This is a genomic window from Lysinibacillus sp. FW301-JW8, assembly GCF_058788755.1.
The window spans coordinates 58778-74401 of record NZ_JBYTBB010000004.1 but is presented as its reverse complement, the minus strand read 5'-3'; the positions used below and the strand labels follow the sequence as shown (position 1 = coordinate 74401).

The window sequence follows — 15624 nt, the reverse complement described above, 5'->3', positions numbered from 1 at the left end:
CCTTTATGTTATTTTTCATATAAACATGCTGTATTTTGCTCCTCTAGTAATTGGGAAGCATTCATTTTCAAATAGGCGATTAATTTATCTGATAACGCATTGCCGAAGCTAAATCGTTTAACCCCTAACGCTTTCAGTTTATGATAATCTGTTAGTTCTGGTAAAGAAAGTAGATTAATAGGGGCATTTATATTAGAAGTTATCTCCTTTATTTCCTTTTCATTAGTTAATCCAGGAATAAATATGCCACTCGCTCCACTCTCTACATAGAACTTAGCTCTTTCCATCATTTCATTGAACGGTTCCTGCATCTGAAAATACGTATCTGTTCTAGCATTAATAAAGAAATTGTTATAACCTCGATTATCTAGCATCGTTCTCATTGCTTCTAGTAGATGACAATGCTCCTTGAGGTTTCGTAATCCTTTTTGCTTTTTTAATGAATCCTCAATGTTAATCCCAGCAACACCAACATCTGCTGTCCTTAAAACATTATCTAAAATGGTTTTCTGTTCACTACCATAACCTGCCTCAATATCTGCGGATACAGGTATTTTTACATTGTCTGTCATGGTTTTAATAATAGACAAATGACGATCAAAATCAATAAACTCACCATCTGCATACCCCAATGAGTTCGCAATCCCCCAGCTTGTTGTACCAATCGCTTTGAACCCTGCTTCCTCTAATAGTAATGCAGATAATAAATCCCAAACATTTCCTATTAATAAAAGCTCCTTGCCAGCATGTAGTTGATGGAATTCCTGAATTTTTGACATTATGTAGCCTCCTCATGATATATTAGTCATCATATTATCAGGAAAGATACATTCAACTCGTCCTAAATCTTGCTCTTATGGTCTGTTCACCTTTCTGTTTAATTTCTTTTATTGTCGTTACTAACATAGAATAGAATATGATATATTTACATAAAAAACTTGATTGTTAGTAATCTTATTAAATTTATTTGCAAACTTTCCAGTATCAGAAGGACAGGAGAAAAGCTGAATAATGAAAAATAAAATGATGAAAAATAGCTTGATATTTTATTTTTTAATCGCATTACTATTTTTGCCTATTTCGACAGGTCATGCTGCGGAGCAAACAGATCCTATTATTTTAGGTCAGCATTATGATATTTTTCGAGATACTACCAATAAAGCTACCATAGAGGATCTAGTAAGTGGTACATATGATAAATCCTTTGTTGCTAGCCATCAGGACTATTTATTTTTTTGGCATACAACGGATACGATTTGGCTAAAATTATCGATTCAAGAGTTAATAACGGATAAAGAAGATTACTGGATTGAGATAACTGATAAGCTGGATAATATTGAGCTATTCCTAGTGAAAGAAGACGGTTCCTATCATGTACAAAAGAGGGGAATATCAAATATTGATGAACAATACATTCAGTATCGCTCCAATATATTTCATATCAATGATCCTTCAATAAAAGAAATTTATCTAAAGTTAGATGGGGTTATGCCCTTAAGCGTAATCTCTTATCTGTATACAACGGATAGCTTGATTAATAGTGTGATTGACTATAAACATTTAACAGGAATCTTTTATGGCTTTCTATCTGCTCTTTTAATCTATAATCTCTTTTTATACTTTTCATTAAAGGAAAAAGCTTATTTATACTATGTTTTATATATGTTTAGCTTTATTCTTTATCAAGCAACATTGAATTCTTTAGATATTGAATTAGTAGGTCAATTAGTACCTTCATGGATTTTAATCAAATCCTTAGTCATTAGCGGTAATCTATTATTTTTGTTTATGCTTCTATTTTGTTTAGAATTTCTTGAATTAAAAAAATATTTACCAAGATTCCACATGGTAGGAAGGCTTCTCTTGGGGATAACTTGCCTTTCTTTATTGGCTGTGTTTATCATTCCTGATGTTTCAATTGTTAATAATTTTACAACAACTTTTGCTGTAGTGGTCTTTGTATTTCTATGGATATGCGGTTTGTTTGTATTGTTAAAGGGCCAAAAAATGGCTAGATTTTATATGATAGGCTGGACTGTTTTGCTTGGCTCTGTCATAGTCCAGGCATTAGCCTTTTTAAATATGATTCCTTTCCACCCACGTATTTTTGAGGATATTCCCGCCATTGGTGCCATGTTTGAATCCATATTTTTATCATTAGCATTGGGCGATAAAATCAATATTATCAAAAAAGAGCATCAAGAAATGCAGCAGATACTGAATGAAACCCTTGAACATAAGGTGCAAGAACGAACTCAAGAACTAGAAAAGGCAAAATTGGAGCTTGAACACTTAGCAAATACAGACCGGCTTACCCAAATTCCAAATCGAGTAAGGTTAGATCATGATTTAGAAGAAGCATTTGAACATGCGCAGCAGCAAGACATACTCTTATCCATCATTCTCCTAGATATCGATTATTTTAAAGCAGTAAATGATGAATTCGGTCATCAAATAGGAGACATGGTATTAAAAGAAGCTGCTGAACTTCTTCAAGCCAGTATTCGCGAACAAGATACTATTGGAAGATGGGGAGGCGAGGAATTTTTAGTGATCTGCCCTAATACAACTCTTGAACAGGCAGTGCAGCTTTCTGAAACACTCCGACAGCAATTAGAAAATTATTCTTTCTCTATTGTTAAACGAAAGACTAGTAGCTTTGGGGTAACTAGCTATGTCAAGGGAGATTCTCTTCATACCTTATTATCAAGATGTGATAAAGCGTTATATCAAGCAAAGGAAAGTGGTCGAAACTGTGTGGAATTTTTAATAGAGGATCCCCAGGTCTCCTCTCAATAGAGGTTAGAAATTACATTTTGCCAACAACAATACAAGATTCTTGCCCTCATCGGTTTCTTTGAGGGTTTTTTATTGATTTTTAATGCCCAGTAGAAATAAGGTTCCTTCACTTTTGATCGGCTCCACCCGTTTTTCGATCAGCTCCCCGCGTTTTTCGATCGGCTTCCCCTATTTTTGATCAGTTCCCCAACACTATAATCTGTGTCACATACTTACTAATCAGAAATCACCTTCACTTTGCTCCAACCCCTCCTTGCCATAAAAAAACCCTTTTAGCAATGGACTAAAAGGGATTTTAACATTTATTTCTGCCAATGATTCAGTTCTTTTAATAGCTCCGGTAGCTGCAATTTCTTTACATCAATCGGTGGTAAAGCTTTGATAAATTCCTTACCATACGATTTTGTCGTAACGCGACGATCCAGCACGATAAAGGCTCCTTTATCTTGAGACGAGCGTATCAGACGGCCAAAACCCTGTTTAAAGCGCATGATGGCTTCAGGTAATGATAACTCATTGAAGGAATTGCGACCTTGTGCGGTAATATGTTTTGCCCGTGCCTTAAATACAGGCTCTTCTGGAGAGGAAAATGGCAAACGTACCACAATAACTGATGCGAGTGCGTCTCCTGGTACATCCACGCCTTCCCAGAAGCTGTTGGTGCCAAAGAGGACAGCATGACTAAACTTTTGGAATGATTTTAGGATTCGCATGCGACTGCCTCCTGTTACGCCTTGCGCAAAAAGCATGTAATCATCAAGAAGTTCACTGTCCTGAATCAACTCTACAGTTTTACGAAGCATATCTTGTGCAGTAAAGAGCACAAAGCATCGCCCCTCTGTCATACGTACTGTTCGAGTAATCGCGTGGGCAACCGCTTCAATATATTCATCCTGCGATACATGTTGAATATCAGGCATATCCGTGACAATATAGGCTTTGGCACCAGCATAATAAGCTGGAGGTGCTTGTAGCTTTGTGACTTCAACGCTATCAGTAATACCAAGCTGCCGTGTCACAAATCGCTCATTACCTGGCACCGTTAACGTTCCTGAAGTCCAAATTATACTTGCTTGCTTACGAAGCGGTGCAAGCACTTTTTGGATAATTGGCGTAACATTTACTGGCTTCTTAAAGGCATGAAGACTGCCTGGAATACTTCGTACATCAAATTCCAGCCATACAGAATTTTCAGTCTGAGAGGATAGGAAAATTTCTTCCCATTCAGCAATTTTCACCTTCATCTCACGAATCCAATAATGCCACTCCGATAATAGGTAAAGCTCATTATTGTCCAATTGCTCAATATTATTCTCAAATATCTGACCTACTTCTGTCGCTAAATCAAGCCACTGCTGCGTAAGCTTGATCACCTTTAACAGTGGTTCTTTGGCTAGTGGCACATCCTCTAAAAATAAGGTGTATTTGCTACTTGCCTGTTTCCTTTTGATTTGCTGCTGCATTTGTAGAGCAGCGCGCTGGATAGTTTCATCAAATGTACGTTGCAGGCGTATAAATTGCGTATCTAATCGCTGTAAGCTTTGCATAGGTACTCGCTGTCGTTTCTTAGCAGCTTGACTAAATTGATGAAATAATGCAGTTTCCTCCATTGTGCCAATTTGACCAAACATATACTTCCACTGTGTATAGGAGAAGACAATTTCATCCTGCTGCATTGTAGCTTGTATAAATTGATGAGCTTCATCAATAATCCACCCATTAATTTGAGTAAAAATTGGTGTTTGCCGTACTAAATCACTGAGTACCATAGAATGATTGGTCACAATGCAATCAGCAGTCTCACTATTTTTTAATGCTTGCTCATAGAAATCAAAGCCCCTTGATATTTTCTCATCAGGCATTTTACGGATTTTCTCGATAAATAACTGCCCTCCACCTGAAACATTGAGCTCACTCAGGACACCTGTTTCGGTTTTAGTAAGCCAAACTAAAATCTGTAAAATCGTAAAAGTATCATCATAGGATTCATCTGCGTAGACCATACATTGCTCAAAGCGTGCAACATCAATATAATGCTGCATCCCCTTTAAAACAGCAATATTGACTTTTGTACCAAGAATTTTTTCAATCTTTGGTAGCTCCTCCTCTACAAGCTGCTCCTGTAAATGAGATGTATATGTGCTTATAGTGATTTTTTTATTCACTGCTTGCGCATATAAAATCGCAGGTAATAAATAGCCAACTGTTTTACCAATACCTGTGGAGGCTTCAATGACACATTCTTTTTTTGCATTCAAAGCCTGCCAAATTGTATCCATCATGCCAAATTGTGCAGGCCTTTCCTCAAAGTTTGGCATAGTCTTTGCCATTAACAATGTTTTTTCAGCTGCTGTTTGTGGAAAAGATACAATTTTCGTATTGCTAGTTTGCTGTTTTCGTCCAGCGCATATCGCTAAATTTCGGTAGTAGGAAACATTTTCATTACTCGTTACATGCTGCCGTTTAATTTGAAGAGCCTCAAAAAACAGTTGGGATATATTTGATTTTAATCTAAATGATCGTTTATGCATTTGCTCTAGGGTTAGCTGTGGAAGTTCGAGTAGCTCCTTCCAGCAACATTTAAAAAGTTCGGCAGTTGCCATAGCATCATCATCCGCACGATGTGCATTCGCTAATGGTATATTTAAATCTGCTGCTAAATCACCTAGCTTAAAGCTAAGTGATGTTGGAAACAAGATTTTGGCAAGCTCAACCGTATCCATCTTTTTGCCCTGCCATTTCGATAAGCCAGCACGCTTAAATTCTGCTTGTAAAAAGGATAAGTCAAAATCTGCATTATGCGCGACAAACACACATTCAGCAAGCAGTTCATATATGTAGTCGGCATGTGCCTCAAACGGCAATGCATCCTTTACATCCTTATCCGTAATATGTGTTAAATCCTGAATAAAAGGCGGAATGGCTTTACCAGGATTAATAAACTTTGTAAAGGTACGCTCAATTTGCCAATCTTTCATAATTACAATGGCGATTTGAATCATTCGGTCCCCATTTGCTGGAGAATGACCTGTTGTCTCCAAATCAACAATTGCATATTTTTGACTTTCCATCATACATCTCAACTCACAGTTCACATTAGATAGATGAATTTTATCATATTTTTGGTTTAGCAGCATCCCTTTGCCTTTTACAAGTAAACATAAAAAAGAAGCATGCACAATTTGTACACGCTCCCTTTTATACTACAGTATTGTTGCCTCTGGCTCATGGGTAATCATTTCTTTTATCGAATTGCCCTCACCCATAATTGCCACAGTTGGCTTATGCTCTTTGGCCTCTTTATTATCTACATACACATAAGAAATAATAATGACAATATCTCCACGCTGTACTAGACGTGCTGCTGCTCCATTGACACAAATAACGCCTGATCCACGCTCTCCTGCAATAATATAAGTTTCAAAGCGTGCCCCATTATTATTATTCACAACATGCACTTTTTCATTTGGAAGCATACCTACTGCATCTAAAATATCCTCATCAATTGTAATAGAACCAACATAATTTAAATCTGCTTGTGTCACTGTTGCACGGTGGATTTTACTGTTCATCATCATTCTCAACATTTTATAATCCCTCTTTCACATTAAAGATACAATTATCAATTAAACGAGTGCTACCAATATAGACAGCCGCAGCCAATAATACTTGCTCAGTGTTAGCAGTGACTGGTGTTAAATCTGGATACGCTAATAGTTCCATATAATCTATTTTGCCACTTGTCTTTGTAGCAATATGTGCTTTTGCCTTCGTAAGAGCGGTCTCTGCTTCACCATTCGTTAAAAAGCTATCGCGGGCTAGCTGTAGTGCTTCATAAATCGCAGGTGCCTCCAAACGCTCTGCCTCATTTAAATAGATATTACGCGAGGATTTTGCTAAACCATCCTCCTCACGTACAATTGGAACGACTCGCATTTCTAACGGATAGTTAAAATCACGGACCATTGTAGCAATTATAGCAACTTGCTGTGCATCCTTCTGGCCGAAATATGCTTTTGTTGGTTGTACTAGGTGAAATAATTTTGATACGACCTGTAAAACGCCATCAAAATGCCCAGGGCGACTCGCGCCACAAAGAATGGTTGCTTGTTTACCCGCATGAATACGAATGCCGCCATCATAAGGATACATTTCCTCAACACTTGGTGCGAAAACGATATCTACCCCTGCTGAAGCTGCCAATTCCGTATCTCGCGGCAGGTCTCGTGGATAGCTTTCAAAATCTTCGTTTGGTCCAAATTGCGTTGGATTGACAAAAATACTCATTACAACTACATCATTTTCAGCACGAGCTGTCTGTGCAAGAGTTAAATGTCCCTCATGTAAGTAACCCATCGTTGGAACTAGACCAATTGATTGTTGATTTCGTTTTATTGCTTGGATTGCAGCCGTTAGTGCTTGAATTGTTGTGACTACTTTCATTACTTTACGCCCCCATATAGCTGATCCAGTGCTTCCTCTTTCATCGTGAAGAAATGCTTTGGCGCTGGGAATGTTCCAGCTTTCACTGCAGTTACATAATCTGCAATTCCACGACTTGCCTCGTTCCCCATATCACCAAAACGCTCTACAAATTTTGGTACATGATGGGAGCCGTAGCCGAGCATGTCATGATAAACCAATACTTGCCCATCAGCCTCTACTCCTGCACCAATGCCAATCGTTGGAATGATTAGATTAGCAGATAGCAACTCTGTAAGCTGATGTGGGATACATTCGACAACAACAGCACAAGCTCCAGCCTCTTGGCATTTTTTTGCATCTTCTAGTAGCTTCGTTGCCTGCTCTGCGGTTTTACCCTGCACCTTATAGCCGCCTAGTACTCCTGCCGATTGTGGAAGTAACCCTAAATGAGCTACCACTGGAATACCAGCTGACGTTAATTTACGTATCGCTGGTATAACTTCATCAGCCCCTTCTAACTTTAGTGCATCCGCACCCGTTTCCTGCATCATGAATACAGCTGTTTTCAACGTCTCGTTTACATCACCGTGATAGGAACCAAACGGCATATCCACAACGACAAATGTATCCTTTGCACCACGGCGCACTGCTTTTGCATGATGAACCATATCTGCTACAGTTACTGGCATTGTAGAGTTATAGCCCAGCACCACCATTCCTAGTGAATCGCCCACTAGAATCATATCAACATCCGCTTCCTCCGCGAATCTTGCAGCAGGATAATCATATGCAGTCAGCATGACAATTTTCTCACCTGCTCCCTTCATCTTTAAAAAATCTGAAGTAGTTTTCATCATGTAGTCCTCCTTTTTTTAAGGAAAGAAAACAGAAAAAACCCTTCTGGTCCTAAATTGGACAGAAGGATAGTGTTTCGTTCATGGTCAAAATTACCTCCTACATTGCAATTTCCATAAGAGGCAGTAACTTGATTATTTTATAGGCATACTTAATAGCCTATATCTGAATCAGGTTCCATTTTAGAACGTTCGTTTTCTTCCGTCCCTGTCTCTAAAAGATCAAGGCAGATATTTATTAGAAATAAGTCTTACGCTTTTGAAGGTGCCGTTCACAAAGGATACTGCCCTTCAGCACATACTATAACAGATTTCCCTACTAATCTTCAATTATTATTTTCTTATAATTACATTTACTTTATGATTTCAGTGTAAGAGTCTTTATGTTCTTACTATGCGAAAACTCTTTTTTCGATAGGCTTCAAAAATTGTAAAAAGAAGGAAAGCCAATAAAAAAGTCCATAAGCCAGACGTCACATTTGTAATCGGAATAAAAACATCCCAAAGTGAATTAATGAAAGCATGGAAAATAATACAGAGAAAAATACTTTTAGTGGAAAGATAAATAATGGTTAATAAAAAGGATAACGCCAAAGCAGTTAAAGTGAACCAAAGGAAATTCATAGTCATTTGATTAGAGCCCACGACAAACCATAATGGTAAATGCCAAATTGTCCAAATGGCACCTACCATAAATGTACTGAGTAATGGAGACCATCTTTTTTGCAAAGTTGGCTGTAAAAATCCACGCTAGCCTATTTCCTCTAAACCTCCTCCAATGATCATAATTGGAAGTTCTATTAATGCTAGATATAGTGGTTTTTCCATTACAGCTCCACCCCAGAGAGTTGGTAAAAAGCAAGCGATAAATGCCAAGCTAATAACAAATATGTACCACGATAAAGGGTGTTTAGCATTTTTTATATTATGGACAAAAGATTGAAACTCTTCTTTCGTTGAATATTTCTTTTTCAACCAAATCTCACAAAATGCTGGCGTGACACCTCCTAGAATAAATAATATCATCGAAATCGCATTACCAAATTTTAAAAGATTTAGCTGTGTTAAGATGGCTAAGCCTCCCCATAAGAACCATGATGTAGCAAAGGTAAGTACTAAAAATCTTCTTATCTCTACTCTCAATGCTCTGTCCTCCCTTCTTTTGCACCTAGTAGTAATAACACAGATTTACATAGTGTATTCATCAATTTAATTTCATCAAACTGCATTTGATCAATCGGTAAAACGCCATAACATTTTTGCAATAAAACATCCCTAACAATGCCATCAATTGAGGTGACCATAAAGATAGATAGGTCCTCAATCGAAATCGTTGGCTGAAAGTAGCCTGTAGTTATTCCCTTATGAATGACATTAGAAATATTGTGTATTAAATATTGGCCACTTTCATTCTCAGTGATGTTTGACAAAATTTTCTCCTGCCTTGCTGGATTGTTTGCAAATAAAATGGTGAGCTCAAATTGGAATTTTCCCACTGTTGATAAGTTTTCCTTTATATACTCTCCAAGAAAATTAAATAATTGAATCATTGATGTTTTGGGTGAATCGTTAGTTTCCATTATTTCATCAACAACATGTTTATAATCTGCGTTAGCATTAGATTGGTTTATGACCTCAACAAGTATTTCATCTAAGTCTGAATAATAACGGTAGATTCCCCCTTGACTCATACCTGAGGCTTTAATAATATCTCTCATCGTAATATCGTAGAGTGGCTTCATTTTACAAACAGTTAAGGCAGATTCTAAAATCCTCATTTTCTTTTCCTTTACATATTCTTTGCTTACCTTTGGCACCCTATTATCCTCCTTTTTATAAAAATGACACTAGTATCATTTTTAGATTACTTTAACCAATTTTTTATTTCAAGTAAAAATGACAATATTGTCATTTATTTTTTATAAAATTTGACAAATCAATGCTATACATCATATAATATCCACATACTATATGATATATAATATAGAACCTTGTATAAGTAATACATCGAGAGGTGGGAAAAGATGACATTTCAGCTTGGCTCAGCTTTGCTTGATGCTTGTGTGCTTGCTATTGTCGATAAAGAGGATGCATATGGCTATTTATTAACACAGCAAGTTCAGTCTGTGATGGATATTTCAGAATCAACGTTATATCCAGTGTTACGTCGATTACAAAAAGCAAACTACCTAACAACCTACGATCAGCCGTATCAAGGTAGAAATAGACGGTATTACCAAATTACTGAACAAGGTCGAATACGATTACTAGAGCTTTTAAAAGAATGGAAACTCTATAAGGAAAAGGTTGATTGTGTACTTTTAGGAGGTAATGTAAATGGATAGAGTAAGCTATTTAAAAAAGCTTCGAGGAAAATTACGTCGGCTTCCTGCCCATGAATTAGACGCTGCACTTGCCTATTATGAAGAATACTTTGAAGAGGCGGGAGAGGAGAATGAACAAAGGGTAATCACAGAACTCGGCTCCCCTTCACAAGTTTCCTCACAAATATTAGCTGATTTTGCACTGAAAGATTTAGAGACTTCTTCAGAAAAGTCAGCTAAAAAGAATATGACAGCCATTTGGCTTATTATTCTAGCTATACTATCAGCACCACTTTCTCTGCCATTACTTGCAACGGCTATTGCACTTATTTTTTCATTAGGTGCGGTCATTATCAGTTTTATCTTTGCTATTGGAGCTGGCATCATCAGTATTTTTTTCGGTGGAATTGCGGCCCTTGTTTCAGGCTTCTTCATTTTAACAGAGGATTGGCCCACTGCTCTGCTCTTTATGGGGGTTGGCTTTATCATAACAGGCTTGGGTGTTTTACTCTTCCCAATCGTCGCTCGTTTTATCAAGAAAATCGTCCTTATTTCGGTTGAGACATTGGGGAGATTATTCCACAAAATAACGAAAAAACGAAAAGGAGGTTTGTAAATGACTTCCAAAAATACCCTTTTAGCGATGACAATGATTGCGTTAGGTATATTATTAGCAGTAGTCGGCTATTTTTCAGGTGGTCGATGGTTCTTTATCAAAGATGAGGATGGTCTGCATTTACCAGACAATAATACATTAGTCAGTCAATCATATGATTTGGATGCATTTACGAGTATAAATATAGTGAATGACTATGGCGATATTAACATTATCGCGAGTGATAGCGACTATAAATTAGAAGCAAATGTACTTGAGCAACAAGATATAACGTATCATATTGAAAATGGAACCTTGACGATTGAAGCAAAAGCGAAGAAAAAGAATCGCATGCAATTTGGTTTTGCTAGCTTTTCTACTCCTTCTATCAAACTCTATGTTCCAGCAGATAAACAACTAGATTTGATTGTGATAGACAGTAAATTCGGAGATACTTCCCTTCATGATTTACATTATCAACAGCTTAATCTTATTCAAGATTATGGTGATATTACATTTGCTAATACCACTGGTGAGAAAACCGAGATTACCCAGGATTTTGGTGATTTAACGCTCCAACAATATTTTAGTAACGGCACCAGCATTAACAGCAAGCATGGTGATATAAATATGGATGGAACTTTAAATGGTCAAACCACTATTACCTCTAGCTTTGGAGATGCAACGCTTCACTTACTGAATAAACAAAGTGAAATAGGTTATGAATTAAAAACAAGTTTTGGTGATGTTTCGATCAATGACGAAGAACAAAGTGGCACAGTTACTCAATTGAACAAAGGTGATCATCAATTGAATGTTTCCTTGTCACATGGTGATTTAGATGTGTCTTTAAAATAATGACATTAAAATAAGCTGCAAGAATGAACTTGCAGCTTATTTTTATTTTATTTTTATATCGCCTGCATAAATTGTTCGGATTGTACCATCATCTTGGGTAAGCTGTAGTACTCCATCGTCTGTAATTCCACTAGCAATACCTTCAAAACGTTCACGTATTGTCGTAACCTCAATACGTTGACCAATTGTACAGGACATTTGCTCCCATAGCGCTTTTATACTCGTAAAGCCCTCTTTGACATATAACTCTGTAAATTGCTCTAAGTACTGTAAGATTGTTGCAACAAGTGCAGCACGGTTAATCTCCTCACCCGCTTCTAAGCGTAGAGATGTTGCAATTTCAGATATATCTGGTGAAAAATCGGATGCCACCTGATTTGCATTTATGCCTATACCGACAAGAAGTGCTTGTACAAGATCTGCCTCCGCCTGCATCTCCGTTAAAATGCCTGTACATTTTTTTCCGTTAATGAGTAGATCATTTGGCCATTTAATAGCCGGTTCAACTTGTTTATATAATGTCTTAATTGCCATTGTCACTGCAACTGCCACGACAAGCGTATAAGATGACGCCTGCTGGGGTGTAACATCTGGTCTCACAATAATAGTCATCCAAATGCCAGTGCCATTAGCAGATTCCCACATACGAGCCAGACGGCCACGGCCAGCTGTTTGCTCTTCTCCAATTATAACCGTACCTTGTGGTGCGCCCTCCTGTGCAAGCTTATGAGCAATAGTTTGTGTTGAATCTACTACATCAAAATAGTGGATTTCACGGCCAAACTGTTTTGTATTTAGAAAAAGCTCAATTTGTGTTGGACTTAAACTATTAGGTACTCCTGTCAGCACATAACCTTTTTTCTTAATCGTTTCAAATGTGTAGCCTTCCTCCTGTAATGTCTGCATATGCTTCCAAACTGCTGTACGTGACACACCAAGAGAATCTGCCAGCTCCTGACCTGAAACCGCTTCACCATTCGCTGCTAATATTCTTTTTAAAATTTCATCCTTCATGGAAATACTCATGCTCTATCCATTCCTTTATCTGTTGTCGGTCATTTTGTAGTTCGCCATTCACGACTGCTTCTAGCATCTTCTGTAATGCTTCTTTTATCCATGGTCCACCCTTTTTTCCAGACCATGTTAATAAGTCCGAACCGTTTACTACTAATTCCTGCTGATGTTTTATAGGAAGCTGAGCCTGTAATTCAGCTATACTTTGCTGTGGTATGTGAACGCTAAGTTGCCTCAGCTCTGCAAAATAGCGAGCTGTTTCAAGTTCTTGCTGCGTAAACATCAAGTAATCCATATTCGACCAACCTCTTTTTAAGGCCTCTAAAGCGGCTAGCACGGACTTAACAAATCCGGTTTCCTTATTCGATAATCGATAGTAGCGCAATATGTCTTGCCAACATTCACCCTGTAACACTGCAAAATATGCCCAGCCTACTAGCTTATTGTGAGCCTTAAAATCACTCCACTGATTAGCCTCAAAAGAGCCATGCAAATAATTGGCTAAACCACTTTCTTCAAGAATTTTAATACCCTTAAAAACATCTTTCCCTATCCACATCTTATCAAGCTCCGCCTTTATGCGTTCATTCGCAATCCAGGAAATATCAGCGGCTTTGTTCTGTATCGCCTGCAATGTTGCAGATTCAATTTCAAAACCAAGCTGGGCTGTAAACCGTACTGCTCGAAGCATTCGTAACGCATCCTCAGTAAATCGAATCTGAGGATTACCTACAGCTCGAATAACACCAGCTTCAATATCCTGATGTCCTCCGTAAAAATCAACGAATGAACCATCGCGGCACATCGCAATGGCATTCATCGTAAAATCTCGGCGCTGTAAATCTTCCTTGAGCGAACGCACAAACTGCACTTCCTCAGGTCTACGGTGATCCGTATATTGTCCATCGGTGCGAAATGTCGTTACCTCTACAGAACCGGCAGGCACGATAACAAGTACCGTCCCATGCTGAATACCTATATCAGCTGTATGATTAAAAACGGTCTTTACTTCTTCTGGCATGGCATTTGTCGCCACATCTACGTCGTGGGCAGGGCGGTCGAGTATTGTATCTCGCACCGCACCACCTACTATTACTGCTTCAAAGCCTGCGTTTTCTAATTGTTCTAAAACTGAATAGGCTATTTGCCATTCTTTATTGTTTTGCATGATTTCTTTCCGCAACCTTCTCATACAATTTTTCATATTGCTCAACGATTTTAGTTGAGTGGAATTTTTCATCGACAGCACGGATAGCAGCTTTACGGAAACGTTGTAATTTTTCTTCATCCTGCAATAAATTCACAGCGTACTCTGCAACGGCATCTGTATCCCCTAATTCCACGATATAGCCATCCACACCATGGTCGATAACCTCAGGAATTCCGCCAACATTTGAACCAATACAAGGCACACCACACGCCATTGCTTCCAATAATACCAGCCCGAATGATTCCTGCTGTGAAAGTAATAATTTTAGATCACTGATGGCATACAATTCAGCCAAGTTTTCTTGCTTGCCTAAAAATAAAACATCTTTTACATAAGGACTTTCCTTTACTTGGTCCATTACACGATGCTTTTCTGGTCCATCTCCTACTAATAATAATTTTGCCTTCATATTCGCACGAATTTTCATAAATGAATCCACAATATGCGGAAGATTCTTAATTTTACGGAAGTTAGAGACATGGATAATGACTTTTTCATCATCTTGAATACCAAATTGTTCCTTTAAATTACTAGAATTACGAGGGAAGTATTCACGTTCATCTACAAAGTTGTAAATCGTTTCAATAGGTTTTACCGTATCTATCAGTTCATAAGTTTGTTCCTTTAAGGCTTTGGATACTGTAGTAACAATATCAGATTTATCAATTCCATACTTTATAGCTTGTGACAGAGTAGAATCCTGCCCTAGCACTGATATATCTGTGCCATGTAAGGTTGTGACAATGCCAATATCTCGCCCACTCATCTCACGTGCTAATACCGCACATACTGCATGTGGAATAGCATAATGTACATGCAATACATCCAGTTCTTCATCCTTAATGACATCAGCCATCTTACTTGCTAAAGCTATATCATATGGCGGATATTGAAATACCGAATAGTTGTTCACTTCAACTTCATGGAAAAAGACGGTTGGATATATTTTATTCAATCGAAATGGTACGCTTGAGGTGATGAAATGAATTTCGTGTCCTCTCTCTGCAAGCATTTTTCCTAATTCTGTCGCAATAACACCAGAGCCTCCAACAGTTGGATAACAGGTAATGCCGATTTTTAGCTTTCTCATTCGATGATCATCCTTTCTAAATCGCGTCTTTTTGTTAATTTCGTCTTTCTTGAATCAGTCTCCAATCCACAAAGCCCTCTTGCAGGCCTTTAAGTAATATTTCTGCAGTTCCCATATTTGTCGCCAGTGGCACTTGGTAAACATCACAAAGACGGATAAGTGCAGAAACATCCGGCTCATGTGGCTGTGCTGTTAAAGGATCACGGAAAAAAATAACCATATCCATATCATTATTGGCAATCATTGCGCCAATCTGTTGATCTCCGCCAAGTGGACCTGAACGAAAACGTGTAACCTCTAAACCTGTAGCTTCAATTACACGCAGTCCTGTTGTTCCTGTAGCGTACAAATGATGTTCATTTAAAATATCTTTGTAAGCAATAGCAAACTGTACTAAATTATCTTTTTTACGATCATGTGCAATTAGTGCGATTTTCATAAAGCGTCCATCCCCA

Annotated in this window: 14 protein-coding genes and 1 pseudogene; 4 read left to right on the top strand and 11 right to left on the bottom strand. The window is 37.9% G+C overall.

Features of this window, described 5'->3' with window-relative positions; genetic code table 11:
• Positions 1 to 8 precede the first annotated feature (8 nt).
• The gene (locus tag AC3WOM_RS02925; RefSeq protein WP_492444851.1) at positions 9 to 779 is read right to left on the bottom strand and encodes an isocitrate lyase/PEP mutase family protein; all 771 of its coding nucleotides are present in this window, start codon (positions 777 to 779) and stop codon (positions 9 to 11) included.
• 232 nt (positions 780 to 1011) lie between these two features.
• On the opposite strand from AC3WOM_RS02925, the gene AC3WOM_RS02920 reads away from it, so the two are divergent.
• Complete coding sequence (locus tag AC3WOM_RS02920) at positions 1012 to 2799, top strand: sensor domain-containing diguanylate cyclase (protein ID WP_492444849.1); 1788 nt, start codon at positions 1012 to 1014, stop codon at positions 2797 to 2799.
• 302 nt (positions 2800 to 3101) lie between these two features.
• Here the strand turns inward: AC3WOM_RS02920 and dinG are convergent, their stop codons facing one another.
• The 6 genes and pseudogenes from dinG to AC3WOM_RS02890 all read right to left on the bottom strand — a co-directional run bounded on the left by dinG (position 3102) and on the right by AC3WOM_RS02890 (position 9895).
• Positions 3102 to 5873: an ATP-dependent DNA helicase DinG gene (gene dinG / locus AC3WOM_RS02915; protein ID WP_492444847.1), complete on the bottom strand. Its 2772-nt coding sequence runs from the start codon at positions 5871 to 5873 to the stop codon at positions 3102 to 3104.
• Between the two features lie 129 nt (positions 5874 to 6002).
• A complete protein-coding gene (panD, locus tag AC3WOM_RS02910; protein WP_492444845.1) occupies positions 6003 to 6386 on the bottom strand; it encodes an aspartate 1-decarboxylase in 384 nt (127 codons plus the stop codon).
• 1 nt (position 6387) lies between these two features.
• The gene (panC, locus tag AC3WOM_RS02905; RefSeq protein ID WP_492444843.1) at positions 6388 to 7242 is read right to left on the bottom strand and encodes a pantoate--beta-alanine ligase; all 855 of its coding nucleotides are present in this window, start codon (positions 7240 to 7242) and stop codon (positions 6388 to 6390) included.
• Positions 7242 to 8078 carry a 3-methyl-2-oxobutanoate hydroxymethyltransferase gene (gene panB, locus AC3WOM_RS02900; RefSeq protein WP_427544351.1) on the bottom strand — a complete coding sequence of 279 codons (837 nt, stop codon included), beginning with the start codon at positions 8076 to 8078 and terminating at the stop codon, positions 7242 to 7244. The genes panC and panB overlap by 1 nt, the downstream gene beginning before the upstream one ends.
• A 381-nt stretch (positions 8079 to 8459) precedes the next feature.
• Positions 8460 to 9221 (bottom strand): annotated as a pseudogene (locus AC3WOM_RS02895) (CPBP family intramembrane glutamic endopeptidase).
• Complete coding sequence (locus AC3WOM_RS02890) at positions 9218 to 9895, bottom strand: TetR/AcrR family transcriptional regulator (RefSeq protein WP_492444841.1); 678 nt, start codon at positions 9893 to 9895, stop codon at positions 9218 to 9220. Before AC3WOM_RS02890 ends, AC3WOM_RS02895 begins: the two are co-directional and overlap by 4 nt.
• A gap of 207 nt (positions 9896 to 10102) precedes the next feature.
• Between AC3WOM_RS02890 and AC3WOM_RS02885 the strand changes: the two genes are divergently transcribed.
• Genes AC3WOM_RS02885 through AC3WOM_RS02875 form a run of 3 tightly spaced genes read left to right on the top strand, consistent with a single transcriptional unit; the run spans position 10103 to position 11855 of the window.
• Positions 10103 to 10423: a PadR family transcriptional regulator gene (locus AC3WOM_RS02885; RefSeq protein ID WP_054770306.1), complete on the top strand. Its 321-nt coding sequence runs from the start codon at positions 10103 to 10105 to the stop codon at positions 10421 to 10423.
• The gene (locus AC3WOM_RS02880; protein ID WP_492444839.1) at positions 10416 to 11018 is read left to right on the top strand and encodes a DUF1700 domain-containing protein; all 603 of its coding nucleotides are present in this window, start codon (positions 10416 to 10418) and stop codon (positions 11016 to 11018) included. Before AC3WOM_RS02885 ends, AC3WOM_RS02880 begins: the two co-directional genes overlap by 8 nt.
• Positions 11019 to 11855, top strand: coding sequence for a DUF4097 family beta strand repeat-containing protein (locus AC3WOM_RS02875; RefSeq protein WP_427544363.1), 837 nt, complete (start codon positions 11019 to 11021; stop codon positions 11853 to 11855). It abuts the gene before it with no gap.
• A gap of 42 nt (positions 11856 to 11897) precedes the next feature.
• On the opposite strand, the gene AC3WOM_RS02870 is transcribed toward AC3WOM_RS02875, so the two are convergent.
• Genes AC3WOM_RS02870 through mgsA form a run of 4 tightly spaced genes read right to left on the bottom strand, consistent with a single transcriptional unit; the run spans position 11898 to position 15608 of the window.
• A complete protein-coding gene (locus AC3WOM_RS02870; protein WP_427544366.1) occupies positions 11898 to 12881 on the bottom strand; it encodes a biotin--[acetyl-CoA-carboxylase] ligase in 984 nt (327 codons plus the stop codon).
• The gene (locus AC3WOM_RS02865) at positions 12859 to 14037 is read right to left on the bottom strand and encodes a CCA tRNA nucleotidyltransferase (protein WP_492444837.1); all 1179 of its coding nucleotides are present in this window, start codon (positions 14035 to 14037) and stop codon (positions 12859 to 12861) included. Before AC3WOM_RS02865 ends, AC3WOM_RS02870 begins: the two co-directional genes overlap by 23 nt.
• Entirely contained in the window at positions 14024 to 15169 is a 1146-nt protein-coding gene (gene bshA / locus AC3WOM_RS02860; protein WP_427544372.1) for an N-acetyl-alpha-D-glucosaminyl L-malate synthase BshA, read from the bottom strand. Before bshA ends, AC3WOM_RS02865 begins: the two co-directional genes overlap by 14 nt.
• A gap of 34 nt (positions 15170 to 15203) precedes the next feature.
• The gene (gene mgsA, locus AC3WOM_RS02855; protein ID WP_369595134.1) at positions 15204 to 15608 is read right to left on the bottom strand and encodes a methylglyoxal synthase; all 405 of its coding nucleotides are present in this window, start codon (positions 15606 to 15608) and stop codon (positions 15204 to 15206) included.
• Positions 15609 to 15624 lie beyond the last annotated feature (16 nt).

What these genes read in the sequence shown, in the direction of transcription:
- AC3WOM_RS02925 (WP_492444851.1), bottom strand. Translation starts at nt 779, where the DNA reads ATGTCAAAAATTCAGGAATTCCATCAACTACATGCTGGCAAGGAGCTT.
- AC3WOM_RS02920 (WP_492444849.1), top strand. Translation starts at nt 1,012, where the DNA reads ATGAAAAATAAAATGATGAAAAATAGCTTGATATTTTATTTTTTAATC.
- dinG (WP_492444847.1), bottom strand. Translation starts at nt 5,873, where the DNA reads ATGATGGAAAGTCAAAAATATGCAATTGTTGATTTGGAGACAACAGGT.
- panD (WP_492444845.1), bottom strand. Translation starts at nt 6,386, where the DNA reads ATGTTGAGAATGATGATGAACAGTAAAATCCACCGTGCAACAGTGACA.
- panC (WP_492444843.1), bottom strand. Translation starts at nt 7,242, where the DNA reads ATGAAAGTAGTCACAACAATTCAAGCACTAACGGCTGCAATCCAAGCA.
- panB (WP_427544351.1), bottom strand. Translation starts at nt 8,078, where the DNA reads ATGAAAACTACTTCAGATTTTTTAAAGATGAAGGGAGCAGGTGAGAAA.
- AC3WOM_RS02885 (WP_054770306.1), top strand. Translation starts at nt 10,103, where the DNA reads ATGACATTTCAGCTTGGCTCAGCTTTGCTTGATGCTTGTGTGCTTGCT.
- AC3WOM_RS02880 (WP_492444839.1), top strand. Translation starts at nt 10,416, where the DNA reads ATGGATAGAGTAAGCTATTTAAAAAAGCTTCGAGGAAAATTACGTCGG.
- AC3WOM_RS02875 (WP_427544363.1), top strand. Translation starts at nt 11,019, where the DNA reads ATGACTTCCAAAAATACCCTTTTAGCGATGACAATGATTGCGTTAGGT.
- AC3WOM_RS02870 (WP_427544366.1), bottom strand. Translation starts at nt 12,881, where the DNA reads ATGAGTATTTCCATGAAGGATGAAATTTTAAAAAGAATATTAGCAGCG.
- AC3WOM_RS02865 (WP_492444837.1), bottom strand. Translation starts at nt 14,037, where the DNA reads ATGCAAAACAATAAAGAATGGCAAATAGCCTATTCAGTTTTAGAACAA.
- bshA (WP_427544372.1), bottom strand. Translation starts at nt 15,169, where the DNA reads ATGAGAAAGCTAAAAATCGGCATTACCTGTTATCCAACTGTTGGAGGC.
- mgsA (WP_369595134.1), bottom strand. Translation starts at nt 15,608, where the DNA reads ATGAAAATCGCACTAATTGCACATGATCGTAAAAAAGATAATTTAGTA.